Source organism: Polynucleobacter sp., assembly GCF_040400325.1.
Classification (GTDB): Bacteria; Pseudomonadota; Gammaproteobacteria; order Burkholderiales; family Burkholderiaceae; genus Polynucleobacter.
On sequence record NZ_JBBAQK010000020.1, the window covers coordinates 1 to 13,334 of the forward strand.

Below are 13,334 nucleotides of genomic sequence, written 5' to 3' on the forward strand. Positions count from 1 at the left end.
TTTTTACAAGGATTTTGGCCTGCCCAGCACGATTCGAACGTGCGACCTTGGCCTTCAAACTCATGCCCAAACTTGCCCTGCTATAGAAGTGGCTGGATAAAAGCAAACCACCCCCCAATGATCAAAAGAACCAAGCTAATTAAATAAATACCTAAAGAAACTTTACGGGTTCTCAGGCATGCCTGCCTTAGTTTGAGATCTATTGGACATGGAGCGTAACGATTACGCCACTGTAAGATACCGCCGATCACCATCAAGAGAGTACTCATTAAAAAAATGATTTCCTTATTCTCGCTTACCCACACAATCTGAGGAAATACCGCAACGAGTGAAGCTAAAGCTGCACCCGCCCCTAAGCTAACAAGTAATGCGGGTATGGCACAGCAGATTAAGGTGCTAGAACTAGCAAAGAGGGTTAGCAATGAGCTGAAGAATGGGGTTTTAGCATCATGCAAACTATTACCACTCATTTTTTACCCTTCATCTGCTCTTTAAATTGAGCAACCGTCTGTGGAATAGTTTCAATGCTAACAACGTCATAACCAGAATCAGTGATTTCCTCTTTGATCAACTTTTCATTGAGCGTTTTACCTTCCTTTGCCTCAACTATGACAACCTTGTTTTTCAAATCAACTAATACTGCCTTCGTTTCATCAAGTTTCAAGAGACTCTTTTCAATTCCTTGCGCACAAAAAGAGCAAACCATACCATTTACAGTGACCTTCGTACTTGCTACAGCTACTTGACTCAAGCCCAATAAAGTAATTGCGAATATAAGATTAATCAGTTTCATATTTGTCATCCTAATAGTTGTACATAAAGTTAAAACGGAGTTGTCCAGATAAATTAGCACCCGCCTCCACAAAATACCGATTATGAATAACGCGCAGCATTGGAGTGAACTCATACTGATTTGATACAAACGTCATTCGCCTTGCCTCAATTACTATCCAAGGCTGAGGCTGGTCATAGTCCACTTCATAAAATGAAGCCCCCAAACGTGCTGTAATGATATTGCTAGTGGCCCCTTGCGCTGCATAAACTCGTGCAGATGCCATGGAATAAAAACGAGTGGTTTCATAATCGACCTGAAGCCCGGGTGAAGCCATTGCCTTTGATCCTCCAAACGTATTCCCAGTGATTGAGCCTAAGCCACCAATAAACCAAATATTAGCCTGTGCATTGGGTAGGTTCCAGCGAGCCACTTTACGGGTATAAACCGCCTCTAAATTTTGTTGCTTCGATACTGAGTCGTCTGTTTGCATTGCGCTAACTGAAACCCCGAGCGCATCATTTGCCGTAGTGGAGTAATTAACTGATAGCTCTTGATAGGTTTTATTAAAATCACCCATTACCATCCAGCTATTTTTATAGCCTAACGGAGCAGCGCTTAGCGGTGTCACGAATCCCATCGTCATAAAAAATAGAAATCTAAAGAATAAAGTCTGTTTCATTTCAGCTTTTCAATGGCAGTGATATCCAGAGTGCCATCCACCACCTTGATTTGAAATCGCACCTTATCACCCGGACGATATGCATCTAGATTCAACTCTTTTGGTGTACCAAAAGGCATGGTCATTGCATGCATTTTGATACTGGCGATATATTCATGCTTGAGTACAATTCGATCGCGGGAGGGATCGATTCTGACAATCTCGCCCTTTACCCATTCTGGGTTTGCAATAGCAAAAGACGATATTAAGCAAGTTAAAATAATAATAATTTTTTTCACAAAACTCTCCAAAGAAGGGAAAGCCCAAATTTTGGGCGGACTAATCCTAGGGAGTTAAAGAATGGGTGGCTTACTCAGCGCTGGCGTGTCGTAACTAGCAAAACTAATATTGCCAATATTTGATATTAATGAATAAGAAATATGACTAATTAGAAATTGATATGAATAAGGGGCAAAAGCCATACATAACACGCAGGAATTGCAACTACTTTCTTGGGATTGATTTTGTGACACGGAGTCATCTGCAGTCGATACTTGCAAGTCTTGATGACAAGAGTGAGCAGATTTCTGAGTTTCAACACCAGCGACTGTAGATTGATATTTAAATGGCATATCCGATACCGCCCAAGCTTGAATCGGCAAAGTTAGGATCAGAAAGATGAGTGCCAGTTTTTTTAACATTTGTTAATTTTAATACTTTTTTTGTTAATTTGCTTCCAATGACAAAGTCGATGCTTACAGGCCTATAACTTGATATTTTGTTATTTAAAGAGACGTTGCCTGCATCTGCCCTTGGCGTCACTTAAATCGACGATTTACTAACACAATGATGTGAAATTCTTACAGCCTTAGTCGAGTAAGCTATGAAGCAAATTGTGCAATGACTGTGCAATCGATTTTTGCATCTCTGTTGATGCACTAAGTCATTATTTTATTTAGGATTTTTAGCCTGCCCAGCACGATTCGAGCTTACGGCCTGGATTACGGCTCTTACGCCTTATAAATAAAGTCTTCAAAGTGCAACTTTTTACAAACTTGGTTGAAACGATCAAATAAATCGCCTCTACTCAAACCGCCTAAATTAAGAACAGCGTAGCGGTAACTACCCAACCATTTTATCTCGCGATCCAAGCTGGATCCTTTTTTGTAATACAACATCATTTTGGCATCGGGATAGGGAGCGAGGGCATGTGCTAGTTCTGCTTTACTTGGGATGCGCTGCTTTAATGGCTTTTGAAATCGCCTAAATATAAAACTGGCTGCCGACTTAAATCGGCCTTCGCCGTGAACTAACTGAGGCGCTTCGCCGACTGCCAAACTAAACAGCATGCCATATGGCCGACATCCATCTACTCTCTCATACAAATTAGCCAGCTGCGAAGCCATGCGGGGGTTAATCTCAATGATCTTTAGTTGATCGACTTTCTGATCATATACAAACTCGATATTAAAAAAACCATGCTGATAATTTAATCCCACTAGTACTTTTTTAGTAATTTCCTTGGCTCGATTTTGAATCGCATCCGGCAACTGAGAAGGATACTCAAAACGCATAAATGCTTGTGTTTCTGGATACATGACCTCATCAATCACCCCCAGAAAATACACTTCACCATGAATACAATATCCGTCAATATTGAGTTGTTCGCCATGCATGACCTCTTCCGCCAGTAGTCCATTGGCATCCACATCCATCGGAGTAAATAGTGGCAGGATGTCGGCAAAGGGTTTAACTAATTTGCGTATTAAAAATTCTTCAAAAGGGTTAAATGTAAGGTGCTGTTTTAATTCATCTGCGTTGTTGATTTGCCTTGCCAATACAGAATACGTTGCCTTGATGGGTTTAATAAAAAAGGGGTAATCAAGCTCGACTGGCACCTGGGGATCAAATGGATAGGGGATATAACTAAAGCGTGGCACTGCATCGGGAGCTATCTGTTGCTGTACAAGTCGGCCATAATATTTATGCTGACAAGCAACAATTGCTAGCGGATCATTTCCGGGCAAGCCTAGGCGCTTTGCCAATACGGCAGCGATTAACGTACCAAACTGCTCATGATTACTAACAATGCCATCCAAATCCATTGCGCGGTATTTGCGTTCTAGCTTGGTGATATAGCGTAGTGCATTGAAACTCAATAACCTGGCATTTTCTGGAAAACGAAATAAGTCAAAGCCCTCAAAAAAGAATTGGTAATGGCTAGAATACTGCTGCGCCTGCAGCGCAATCTGATCCCAATCTTTTGCGAACAATATTAGAATTTTCTTCATTTGCATTGCTCAGGAACATAATCCGATTTGTTCTTGGCTTTCTGCGCCATTTTTTCAAACCGCTTTTGAACACGCTTATTCATAAAATACTCAATGACAAACATCGGGATTGCTGAATCTGGTAATAAAAATGCGGTGTAACTAAATTGAGTGCCCCCCGCATTTGACGCTAAGCGCCAAGAGCCGCGGTACTCTTTAAAATACCCTTTCACTTGCCTTAGGTCCATGCCTGTAATGGGGTACTTTGTGTAATCGATCACCGAGTCAAATTGAGTGGAAAAGAATCCAATCCTATCTTCTATGCGCTGCTCAACCCGCACGGTATTTTCGGATAAGTGAGTAACCTTACTGGATTTAATGCCTTCAGTAGGACTCTCCTCTGCAAAATCAGTCAATAAGACATATGCTTGGCACTGGCTGAGAGGCGCAAAATAACTTGCCCGTACTTCAAATCCGTTATTGGCCTGTGAAACTTGGATAGCAATCGCGCTATCAATACCAACTGCCTCAGATCGACTGTGCCAAATATACCCCCCTATCAACGACCACAGTAATAGTAGCTTTGCAGATAACTTCAATGAAGGAAATAAAGAAACCGGCAAGGCGCTAAAAAGTGGTTGTTAATTCAGTCAGCCATTCTGGCGAATGCTGTAACAGGAGCGCTTCTAATGGCTTATCTTGACCGGTAGTAACAAGCAAGCTAATTAGAATCAAAAATCCCCCTAAAAGTTGTTTACCAAACTTACCAGCGCTGCCCAAGCTTCCTTTTACTTTGAGCATGGCAGTACGTGATAACACCCCAAGGAGCGCCAATGGCAATCCAGCACCCAAGCCAAAAATTGCCATTACCAATATGATCTTTCCTAAATCCTTGCCCTGACTTGCCAGTGTAATTGCTGCTCCTAATGTAGGGCCGACGCATGGCGTCCAAACTAAACCTAACAAAAAACCAATCAAGAATTGCCCAAATAAACCATCCATCGTGACCTTGGCCAAGAGCGAGTTACCGGCACCACTAATGCCAGACATGGCAACAGCAAAACGTTCCTGCAATTGAGTGGAGACTAGAACGATGCCAATCAGACCCATAATAATGGCAGCAAATAGACGAAACCCATCCTGAGCCAAACCAATACTGGATCCCAGGCTGGCGAGGGCTGTTCCAATAATTGCAAAAGAAATGGTTAAGCCGCCCGCAAGAGCAAACGGACCAAAACGGTGTTGATTAGCAGCAGCGCCAATAATGATGGGAATCAAAGGCAATACGCAAGGGGAGAGCGTAGATAGCACTCCCGCTAAAAATGCAAAGGCAAAAGACCCAAGTCCAAAATCCATTAAATGGCTTGCCTGGTTAATTTAGATAAAGCAGCTTCCTTGGTATCGCCAGTAGCACGTGCTACTTCTTTTCCATTTTTGTATACGATGATGGTGCTTTGGGAACGCACTTTAAGGGTCTTTAGTAGATCCTTTTGGTTATCGTAATTAGCCTGATAAAAAACAACGTTTTTATAATCAGGGTCTTTTATAAACCCAGCAAGTATCTTATCTTGAGCTTTACAGGTTGAGCACCATTCTGCATGTGTAGAAATAACTGCAGACTTGCCTTGCTTTTCAATGTCCGCAAGCTCAGCAGACGTGATGGGTTGACCTGCCGCAAATACAGAAGAGGCGATAAAAAAGCCACCTGCCATAATGGATTTCCATAATATATTCATTGAACTACTCCTATTGATTTAAATAACTCGAAATATTACGATACTACCTTGTAACTAAAATGAAACGGGCTTCAAAACAAAGGGGTTGATTTCTTCAAACCCTTATTCCACCCATTGACTTGGCGGAGACGATAGGATTAGAGCCTCGGATTCATATTATTAGCAGAGATGCTCCATTAGCGAGCATAAGCCTTAATTAGACTTACAATTTCATCATAAAACTTTCGAGCCCGTTTGATCAACTTCATGAAAAGTTCTCTTTTGAATAAATCATTAATGTACAGAAAAATAATCATCTAAACAAGCCTATACATTAATTAATAACATTTTTGATTCGAGTAAATTCAAGTTGATCACCGTAAAACACAACTCCGAAACCTATGAATTTGAAACCCTAGACCAAGCTATGGCATGGGCTAAGGAATTAGGTGAGTTTGTGACGATTCAATTGAATGGTTCAGAAGTGGTAGGCAAGTTCGGAGTGGATGGCATTATTGACGGCAAGCTCCCGAACGGCGAAGCCTATAAATGGACGAAACGCCGCAGGCGGTAACCCTTATTTTAAGAATACTTTCTATTGCTTACTAAATCCTAGTAAAAGTGCTAATCTAGTTCAAGAATTATTTCTACAAAAGGATTCAAAGATATGGAAATTACAAGTGTGACACTTGGTATGATATTTACAGGAGTGGCAATTGCGACACTACTGATCATCATCTATGGCAGTCGTGGACCAAAAGACAAAGATCATTAAACATCTAATGGGTGTTATAGAAATCATTGTTAAACCTAAAGATCGTTCTCGGAAGTTAGAGGAAGAGCAGGGTCAGAGCACGTCTCATCAGAAAGAATCTAAGAAAAGACTATCAGACCCTGACATTGAGTACAAACGGGATGAAAAAGATTGGTGGTGGTGTGACGATGTATGACTAATAGATCGCAGAATAAAATCAAGCCCCCTAAAAAGACTTAAGCTCACTACTAAATAACAAGTCAGTCGTCACAGGTCGGGAAGTGGTTCAACCCATCAAAGACAAAGATAGATTCCAAAACATCATTTAGATAATGCTTATTAATGTCTAAAATTTGTCGCCCAACTGTTACTTAAAGTAACGCACACTCTTCCGAACGCTGTCCCCACAGATGAAAGTTAAACTCTTATTTGGACAGAGTTTTATCTGGCTGCCATTGATAACCACGAGCTTTCATGCAGGCTCCATAAAGCTCTTGATTTGTTTGAACGCCAGAGTAGCCGTTATACCCAACCCATCTAGGACCCCAACCATTCCCCCAACCATAAGCACCTTGGTTATACCCGTAAGGTTGTTGCGATTCTTGAAGACAGGCGTAGTTATCTTGATTAAATTGTAAAGGCGCCATATCACTTTTAACCCAAATACCCGACTGAGTTGCGCATGCAAAAAGGCTTAAAAGTAATAATGCTATCGAGAGCTTATTTAGACGCACTTTCATCATAATCACACCTTACCGTTTAATACTCACCAGATCATTACTATGCCATAAGTAATTTGACTTTCATGGGGCAGCCTTATTCAGCTATCGGCGCAATGTCGACAAAGCAATCAATAAGGTCTTTTTACCCGAGCAGTTCTACTGCTTGATTTTAAAAAACACAATAGAATGCACCATGATTCTAGACTCTAGAAGAGAATTTCTAAAACGGCTTCCGGCTGCGGCGCTGTTTGTGGCAGCGCCCTCGCTAGCTTTATATCCGCTGCATGGATCTGCAGCTACCGCAGGGTTTCAAATCCATGATATCGATTGGTTTGATGACGTCCGTGAGCGTGCCGTACCGATTCGACTTTACCAGCCGAGCGAAGCAACTGCAACGACGCCCGTACCCCTCATTATTTTTTCGCATGGCATCGGCGGATCACGCTTGGGTTATAGCTATCTGGGACGCTACTGGGCAAGCCATGGACTCGCAAGCCTACACGTGCAGCACGTTGGCAGTGACCGCTCATTCTGGTTTGGCAATCCCTTTAATCTGGTATCCAGACTGCAAGAGGCGGCACAAGTTAAAGAAGCGGTGAACCGGGTATATGATTTGCGTTTTGCCTTGACGCGTTTGCTCAACGACCAACTTGGACAAACATTGCGGTCTAATCAGATCATCGCTGCAGGGCATTCCTATGGCGCAAATACAACCCTTTTAGCCTCTGGCGCGCGCGTCAGTCAAGATAATATCCCCGTTGACCTAAGTGATGCTCGCATTACTGCTGCGATTGTCATTTCAGCCCCGCGATTTTTTGGTCAAAATGCTGTGAATTCAATCTTACAACCGGTAAGCTTGCCTACCTTGCACATTACAGCCACAGAGGACAATATTCGAATTCCAGGTTACTTTAGCGGCTATCCCGATCGCTTGGATATTTTTAAAGCCATCGGCAGTAAACGCAAAGCCTTGGCGGTTTTTGAAGGTGGTTCGCATAGTATGTTTACCGATCGATCCCTAACGGGCGGTGCCGTTTTAAACCAGCAAGTCAAAGAGGCGACACAGGAGCTGAGTCTTGATTTTATAGCGCAGGTTTTAAATAACCAAGAATCCGGCATGTCAACATGGGCCATTCGCCACGAAGCAATCTTATCTAAGGTGATTTCGTAAAAGGGCTGTATTGCCTAATTTGTCGTTTTAGATGACATCGCAATAAGCCACAAAAGACAAAACTCACACCATTACTAATAAGGGTTTACCTGACTCTGAGATACAAAGTGATCTAAGTTCATTTTGTATTAAGATCGTTTTAACAACTAGCCAATGATGAGGGTATATGCTTTCTGCTCAAGATAATATATTTCTAGTAACGAGTGAACCCAATACACCGATGGGTAACTATTTACGTTGTCATTGGCACCCAGTTGCACTATCTGAAGAGGTGGCAACACCCAATTGCCCACCAATTCGCGTCAAAGTGATGGGCGAAGATCTATTGCTGTTTCGTGATACGAATGGCAATACTGGTTTGATCGAACCGTTTTGCGCCCATCGTGGTGCAGACCTTTTCTTTGGCAGAAATGAAGAGTGCGGCATTCGTTGCATCTACCATGGATGGAAATACGACATTCATGGTAACTGTATAGATATGCCTAACATTCCTAAGGATGCTTCCTATCACGGCAAAATTAAAATCAAGGCGTATCCCACCCAAGAATTTGCCGATATGGTGTGGGCTTATATGGGGCCACCAGAAATACAACCAGCACAAGTTCCTCAATTAGAAGTTGGCCTAGTTCCACCTTCTCATCGTTATGTCAATAAACGTTTAATCGAGTGCAATTGGGTGCATTCAATGGAAGGGGCACTCGATACTGCACACTTTTCTTTTTTGCATATGCCTGCCCCGGCATTTGTCAAAGATGACAGTACAAATATTGCAGCCGATGAGAAACGTATCCGCTGGTTACGCAATGATCCAGCTCCGCGTTTTAAAATCATTGAACATGCAGTGGGCTTTCTGATTGGCGGCGCTAGGAATGCCGATCCAGGAGATCATTATTGGCGTCTTACCCAGTACATGCTACCAACCCATTCCATCACGCCTTCAGCGATGCCTAATGAAACATACTATGGTTACTCTTGGACACCTATTGATAATCATCATTGCTGGATGTATGTCTATGCATGGCACCCAGAGCTTGCTATTTCTGATGAAGAGCGCAAAAAGTATATTCAAGGTGGTTTTGGGCAATTTGCAAAAATGGGTCCAGGCTATGTGCCCCTGCGTAATCGTAGCAATCAATACCTCATGAGTCGTGAGGAGCAAAAAACCGTTTCATTTACTGGAATTCAAGGAATTGCCGAACAAGACCAAATGGCTCAAGAAAGTCAGGGTTACATTGTGGATCGCACCAAAGAAAATTTATCTCCTACTGATGTTGGCATCATCCGCTTTAGAAAAATATTATTAGAGGAGGCTAAGGCCTATGCCAATGGCAAGAGGCCAGAGTCACCTCATCAATCCCAAGAATATTGTCTGCGTGGCGGTGGAGCGCATACGAAAGCTAGTCTATCCTTAGAAGAAGTCATGCAAGAACGCTTTAACTCAATCACAGGAAAGGTTCAGGATGTCCAACATTAACTCAATCGCAGCTATATTGTTTAGCCTCATTACCTGCTTTTTAAGTACAAGCAGCTTTGCCCAAAATTATCCTAATAAACCCATTACAGTAATCGTGCCATTTTCTGCAGGCAGTGCCAGTGATGTTGTGACTCGCGTGTTACTCGAGAAGGTGAGTAACAATACTGGCGCCCGATTTGTATTTGATAATCGCCCAGCAGCAGGCGGCAATGTCGGGACTGCGGCGCTAGTGCGAGCAGAGCCAGATGGCTATACGATCGGAATTAGTACTTCAGGACCCCTGGCAATTAATAAAATCTTAAATCCAGAACTAGGTTATGACCCTGAAAAAGATATCCAAGGGATCTCTGTGTTTGCATTTTTGCCTAATGTGATAGTGGTGAGCTCAACTCTCAACATCAATAGTCTTGCTCAGTTGAATGACTATGTACGAAAAAATCCTGATGTTGGATATGGTTCTGTTGGCAACGGTAGCTCTCAGCATTTAGCTGGGGCCTACTATGAACAGCTCGTTGGAGCCAAGATGCTACATGTGCCCTATCGTGTTACTGCCAATATGGTGACTGATCTTGTAGCAGGCCGCGTACCAACTAGTTTTCAGTTGTTTCCCAATGTCGCTGGACAGATTAGTAGCGGAGGCGTCAAAGCGCTAGCGGTTGCCTCTAATAAACGCTTAGCTACTATTCCCGATGTACCTACCGCTGCTGAAGTAGGACTAAAAGGCTATGAATCTGCCGCTTGGTTTGCGCTCATCGCACCCAAAAATACCCCAAAAAATATTGTGGATAAACTTAACAAGGATGTGAATCAAGCCTTAGCTGATCCCACAGTTCGCACGAAGTTTTCAGAGCTTGGGGCAGAACCGATGATTGGACCACCAGAAGATCTCAATAATTTGATGGCATCTGATATTAAGAAGTGGACTGCAATTATTAAAAAAGGTGGTATTACTTTAGAAAAATAATCTGTAGTCAGGGTTATTCTTTTTTCAATCCAGCCGATTGCACAACCGGTCGCAAGCTGACAAGTTCTTTAGCAATAAATCCGGTTGCTGCAACGCCAGTAATATTACTAATTGGTTGAATCGATATTGAATTTAATTTATCTAATAGCTCAGGGTTTTTTAAGGTCTTAGCTGTCGCTAAAATTAAAGTATTAGTAATGTCTGGCGATAAGCCCTGAGGAGCAGAGACAATATTCCATAAAGCTGCCTGGAAATCTTTTAAGCCCGTTACCTCATTAACCGTTGGGACATCAGGAATCAAAGGTGATCTTTTAGAGGCAGCAATGGCAACAATTCTTAACTTATCAGCCCGATGTTGATTAATTAATGAACCTAATGTATCAACTGTCATATTGACTTGATTGCCAATTAATGCGGGTATTGATTGGGCACTTCCTCTAAATGGAATGTGCTGAATGTCTAGCCCACCTAATTCATATTTCAAACGTTCGCCCACAATGTGCAAATACGTTCCCTCTCCCGCTGATCCGTATTGCAACTTACCTGGGTTAATGCGTGCGTATTCAATCAATTCTTTAAAGCTCCCCTTAGTTGCTGGGCTTACTGCAAATACGATGGGCGCATCGCCAACCACCGCAATTTGGGTAAAGTCCTTAATGGAATCGTACTGAGGCTTTGAATTAATCAGGCTATACAAAACATGGGTAGAGGCAGTACCAAAGAGCAAGGTATATCCATCAGGGGCGCTATTTTTTACCTCTAGACTTCCAATCGCACCACTAGCGCCGCTTTTATTGTCGACCACTACTGGCTTTCCTAATTGAATCGATAAAGCTTGCGCATACTGCCGAGCAAATTGATCCGTTGGGCCACCCGCAGGAAAAGGAACAACCAATCGAATTGGTTTAATTGGGTATGGTGTTGCGGTTTGAGCAAAGCTCACAGAGACAACTAAATATGATGCCAACACCCACAACATTGATTGAATTATTTTCATAACGTACCCTTATAGTCGTCCATCATTCCAGTTATGTGCTGGCATAGGGGGCTCTGCAATAAAGCCTGCGTATTTAACAGCCTCAATGGCGCAGTATTCATCTTTATCTGATGCATCACCACTAATGCCGACGGCGCCTAAGGCAATTCCTTCTTGATTCACAATCAAGACTCCCCCTGGAGTAGGGATAAATCTTCCGCCAGAAGCAGCTGCCAAAGCTGCCTGAAAATTGGGTCGATCCTCCAATCTGTCTCTAATATGTCTGGTTGGCATTCCCATTCCGATTGATGCCCACGCTTTACCAATCGCAATGTCATGACGCAAGATGCCACAACCATCTTCCCTTTTAAATGAGACCACATGCCCACCAGAATCCAATACCACTACTGCAAGTGGCAACATATCATGTTTTAAACGTAATCTCAGAGCCTCAATAATAATCTGATCTGCATCAGCTAAAGTAAGGCTTGAATGATTTGCAGTGAGCTTTTCAGCCATATTTTGCTCCTTTTAATTAGTTGCTTTTATTTTTTAAGGCTTCTTCCAACTGATTAATCCTATTTTGCATGGCGCCCATCTTCGCATTAAGCGCACCCACATTTAAAAAAGTTTCATCAGCTACCGGCGCCTTGAGGTTATTACCCCAGCCTAACCAAGAGGATTCGTATACTTTGACTTTCTTGAACCCTAAGGTTTTTAATATCACGGCAGTTTCGGATGCCCGCACACCACTTTGGCAATAGACCACCGTCTCTTTATCAGGGTCTAAATTAGCGTAAAGCTTTTTGAGATCGACTTGGTTTTTCAGGGCCATACCCGAGTTGTCGCCCACTTGTTTTTTACCTAACTTAATTGCGGTCGCTGGATCTTGCCAATTTTCTTCAAAAGGAATGTTAATCGCGTTAGGAATATGGCCGCCCCGAATCGCGCGAACATCCTTGCCAGTAAATTCATCAGGGGTTCTCGCATCGATAATTTGTACAGACTTGGATTGAGCAAGCTTAAACATCTCCTCATTATTTACGACTAATTGAGGCTGGGTAACAAGCGCGACTGATACTGGGGGTAAGCTTTGGCGCTCTTTTTGTATCGGCAAACCAGCTTGTCTCCAGGCATCAACCCCGCCATGGTAAATCTGTGCTTTTTTGCCACCAAAATAATTGATGGTGTATAGACCAAAATAAGCATAGGGATTACCACGCGCGCCATAGACCACAATTTCTTGATTAACATCTAAGCCGGCGGCATTAAAGATTTTTTGAATTTGCTCCGTAGCAATATAGTCCTCCTTATTAGGATCGCGCAGGACGCTACCGATTTCACCAACATTAATGGCCCCTGGCAGATGCCCTTCCAGATAGCTTTTCTCACCACGCACATCCCAAATAATGGCACCCCGAGCAATTGCCTGCTGCATTTGCTCGGTATCAATAATCGCCGAGTTTGACTGGGCCCATGTCACGGTGAAAAATGCTGATAACACGATTGTTAAGAATGTTTTCATTTTTTTGACTTTGCTATTTTATATTTACTCATCATGCGCTAAGGCCTTTCTGCAAATAATCCAGATATCAACATCAATAGGCCTAAGATTAAAAAACTCTCAAATTGAAAGTTTATTATTTTTCCCTTCTAGTCAAAGGAAAAAATGTAGCTATAGGAACTATATCCCCACATATATATTGAGGTGTGCTGGTTTACCCTTAATGTAGTAACTAAGGATCATTTGCCCTATAGCGTTACTTAAAGTAACGCCCACAAGAGCTTGAACCTGGGACGAAATTGATTCTCTAAAGCTTAGCCCCCTACAATATGAAAATGTTGATACAAATCG

Annotated in this window: 18 protein-coding genes; 5 read left to right on the plus strand and 13 right to left on the minus strand. The window is 42.5% G+C overall.

The genetic code is table 11. The annotated features are described in order from the left end of the window. Window positions 1-80: 80 nt before the first annotated feature. From ABWP14_RS10785 to ABWP14_RS10825, 9 genes are all read right to left on the minus strand, one after another. A complete protein-coding gene (locus ABWP14_RS10785) occupies window positions 81-470 on the minus strand; it encodes a hypothetical protein (RefSeq protein ID WP_353202977.1) in 390 nt (129 codons plus the stop codon). Further along, complete coding sequence (locus ABWP14_RS10790) at window positions 467-793, minus strand: heavy-metal-associated domain-containing protein (RefSeq protein ID WP_353202978.1); 327 nt, start codon at window positions 791-793, stop codon at window positions 467-469. Before ABWP14_RS10790 ends, ABWP14_RS10785 begins: the two co-directional genes overlap by 4 nt. Before the next feature lie 10 nt (window positions 794-803). Next, window positions 804-1,454: a hypothetical protein gene (locus ABWP14_RS10795; protein ID WP_353202979.1), complete on the minus strand. Its 651-nt coding sequence runs from the start codon at window positions 1,452-1,454 to the stop codon at window positions 804-806. After that, on the minus strand, window positions 1,451-1,732 hold the full coding sequence (locus ABWP14_RS10800) for a copper-binding protein (protein ID WP_353202980.1): 282 nt from the start codon (window positions 1,730-1,732) through the stop codon (window positions 1,451-1,453). Before ABWP14_RS10800 ends, ABWP14_RS10795 begins: the two co-directional genes overlap by 4 nt. A 54-nt stretch (window positions 1,733-1,786) precedes the next feature. Beyond that, window positions 1,787-2,134, minus strand: coding sequence for a hypothetical protein (locus ABWP14_RS10805; RefSeq protein ID WP_353202981.1), 348 nt, complete (start codon window positions 2,132-2,134; stop codon window positions 1,787-1,789). A 309-nt stretch (window positions 2,135-2,443) separates the two neighbouring features. Beyond that, complete coding sequence (locus tag ABWP14_RS10810) at window positions 2,444-3,724, minus strand: ATP-grasp domain-containing protein (protein WP_353202982.1); 1,281 nt, start codon at window positions 3,722-3,724, stop codon at window positions 2,444-2,446. Next, on the minus strand, window positions 3,721-4,326 hold the full coding sequence (locus tag ABWP14_RS10815) for an SRPBCC family protein (protein ID WP_353202983.1): 606 nt from the start codon (window positions 4,324-4,326) through the stop codon (window positions 3,721-3,723). Before ABWP14_RS10815 ends, ABWP14_RS10810 begins: the two co-directional genes overlap by 4 nt. A 4-nt stretch (window positions 4,327-4,330) precedes the next feature. Further along, a complete protein-coding gene (locus ABWP14_RS10820; protein WP_353202984.1) occupies window positions 4,331-5,059 on the minus strand; it encodes a cytochrome c biogenesis CcdA family protein in 729 nt (242 codons plus the stop codon). Continuing rightward, window positions 5,059-5,439, minus strand: coding sequence for a thioredoxin family protein (locus tag ABWP14_RS10825; RefSeq protein ID WP_353202985.1), 381 nt, complete (start codon window positions 5,437-5,439; stop codon window positions 5,059-5,061). The genes ABWP14_RS10820 and ABWP14_RS10825 overlap by 1 nt, the downstream gene beginning before the upstream one ends. 349 nt (window positions 5,440-5,788) lie before the next feature. Here ABWP14_RS10825 and ABWP14_RS10830 point away from each other — a divergent pair, with 349 nt between their 5' ends. Together ABWP14_RS10830 and ABWP14_RS10835 are read left to right on the plus strand one after the other, a co-directional pair. Further along, a complete protein-coding gene (locus tag ABWP14_RS10830; RefSeq protein ID WP_353202986.1) occupies window positions 5,789-5,992 on the plus strand; it encodes a hypothetical protein in 204 nt (67 codons plus the stop codon). A 175-nt stretch (window positions 5,993-6,167) separates the two neighbouring features. Beyond that, on the plus strand, window positions 6,168-6,368 hold the full coding sequence (locus ABWP14_RS10835) for a hypothetical protein (protein WP_353202987.1): 201 nt from the start codon (window positions 6,168-6,170) through the stop codon (window positions 6,366-6,368). Between the two features lie 229 nt (window positions 6,369-6,597). Here the strand turns inward: ABWP14_RS10835 and ABWP14_RS10840 are convergent, their stop codons facing one another. After that, window positions 6,598-6,915, minus strand: a complete 318-nt coding sequence (locus ABWP14_RS10840; protein WP_353202988.1) for a hypothetical protein — start codon at window positions 6,913-6,915, stop codon at window positions 6,598-6,600. A 172-nt stretch (window positions 6,916-7,087) separates the two neighbouring features. Here ABWP14_RS10840 and ABWP14_RS10845 point away from each other — a divergent pair, with 172 nt between their 5' ends. From ABWP14_RS10845 to ABWP14_RS10855, 3 genes are all read left to right on the plus strand, one after another. Continuing rightward, a complete protein-coding gene (locus ABWP14_RS10845; protein WP_353202989.1) occupies window positions 7,088-8,065 on the plus strand; it encodes an alpha/beta hydrolase family protein in 978 nt (325 codons plus the stop codon). Window positions 8,066-8,231: 166 nt separating this feature from the next. Then, complete coding sequence (locus tag ABWP14_RS10850) at window positions 8,232-9,539, plus strand: Rieske 2Fe-2S domain-containing protein (RefSeq protein WP_353202990.1); 1,308 nt, start codon at window positions 8,232-8,234, stop codon at window positions 9,537-9,539. Then, on the plus strand, window positions 9,526-10,503 hold the full coding sequence (locus ABWP14_RS10855) for a Bug family tripartite tricarboxylate transporter substrate binding protein (protein WP_353202991.1): 978 nt from the start codon (window positions 9,526-9,528) through the stop codon (window positions 10,501-10,503). The genes ABWP14_RS10850 and ABWP14_RS10855 overlap by 14 nt, the downstream gene beginning before the upstream one ends. A 13-nt stretch (window positions 10,504-10,516) precedes the next feature. Here the strand turns inward: ABWP14_RS10855 and ABWP14_RS10860 are convergent, their stop codons facing one another. The 3 genes from ABWP14_RS10860 to ABWP14_RS10870 are packed head-to-tail and all read right to left on the minus strand — an operon-like array spanning window position 10,517 to window position 13,004. Next, a complete protein-coding gene (locus tag ABWP14_RS10860; protein ID WP_353202992.1) occupies window positions 10,517-11,500 on the minus strand; it encodes a Bug family tripartite tricarboxylate transporter substrate binding protein in 984 nt (327 codons plus the stop codon). Between the two features lie 9 nt (window positions 11,501-11,509). Next, window positions 11,510-11,998: a GlcG/HbpS family heme-binding protein gene (locus ABWP14_RS10865; RefSeq protein WP_353202993.1), complete on the minus strand. Its 489-nt coding sequence runs from the start codon at window positions 11,996-11,998 to the stop codon at window positions 11,510-11,512. Window positions 11,999-12,014: 16 nt separating this feature from the next. Further along, window positions 12,015-13,004 carry a sulfurtransferase gene (locus ABWP14_RS10870; protein ID WP_353202994.1) on the minus strand — a complete coding sequence of 330 codons (990 nt, stop codon included), beginning with the start codon at window positions 13,002-13,004 and terminating at the stop codon, window positions 12,015-12,017. Window positions 13,005-13,334: the final 330 nt, after the last annotated feature.

Coding starts and splice junctions, on each gene's coding strand:
- ABWP14_RS10795 (WP_353202979.1), bottom strand. CDS start 1,454: ATGAAACAGACTTTATTCTTTAGATTTCTATTTTTTATGACGATGGGA.
- ABWP14_RS10860 (WP_353202992.1), bottom strand. CDS start 11,500: ATGAAAATAATTCAATCAATGTTGTGGGTGTTGGCATCATATTTAGTT.
- ABWP14_RS10810 (WP_353202982.1), bottom strand. CDS start 3,724: ATGAAGAAAATTCTAATATTGTTCGCAAAAGATTGGGATCAGATTGCG.
- ABWP14_RS10855 (WP_353202991.1), top strand. CDS start 9,526: ATGTCCAACATTAACTCAATCGCAGCTATATTGTTTAGCCTCATTACC.
- ABWP14_RS10870 (WP_353202994.1), bottom strand. CDS start 13,004: ATGAAAACATTCTTAACAATCGTGTTATCAGCATTTTTCACCGTGACA.
- ABWP14_RS10785 (WP_353202977.1), bottom strand. CDS start 470: ATGAGTGGTAATAGTTTGCATGATGCTAAAACCCCATTCTTCAGCTCA.
- ABWP14_RS10820 (WP_353202984.1), bottom strand. CDS start 5,059: ATGGATTTTGGACTTGGGTCTTTTGCCTTTGCATTTTTAGCGGGAGTG.
- ABWP14_RS10845 (WP_353202989.1), top strand. CDS start 7,088: ATGATTCTAGACTCTAGAAGAGAATTTCTAAAACGGCTTCCGGCTGCG.
- ABWP14_RS10850 (WP_353202990.1), top strand. CDS start 8,232: ATGCTTTCTGCTCAAGATAATATATTTCTAGTAACGAGTGAACCCAAT.
- ABWP14_RS10825 (WP_353202985.1), bottom strand. CDS start 5,439: ATGAATATATTATGGAAATCCATTATGGCAGGTGGCTTTTTTATCGCC.
- ABWP14_RS10805 (WP_353202981.1), bottom strand. CDS start 2,134: ATGTTAAAAAAACTGGCACTCATCTTTCTGATCCTAACTTTGCCGATT.
- ABWP14_RS10790 (WP_353202978.1), bottom strand. CDS start 793: ATGAAACTGATTAATCTTATATTCGCAATTACTTTATTGGGCTTGAGT.
- ABWP14_RS10865 (WP_353202993.1), bottom strand. CDS start 11,998: ATGGCTGAAAAGCTCACTGCAAATCATTCAAGCCTTACTTTAGCTGAT.
- ABWP14_RS10840 (WP_353202988.1), bottom strand. CDS start 6,915: ATGATGAAAGTGCGTCTAAATAAGCTCTCGATAGCATTATTACTTTTA.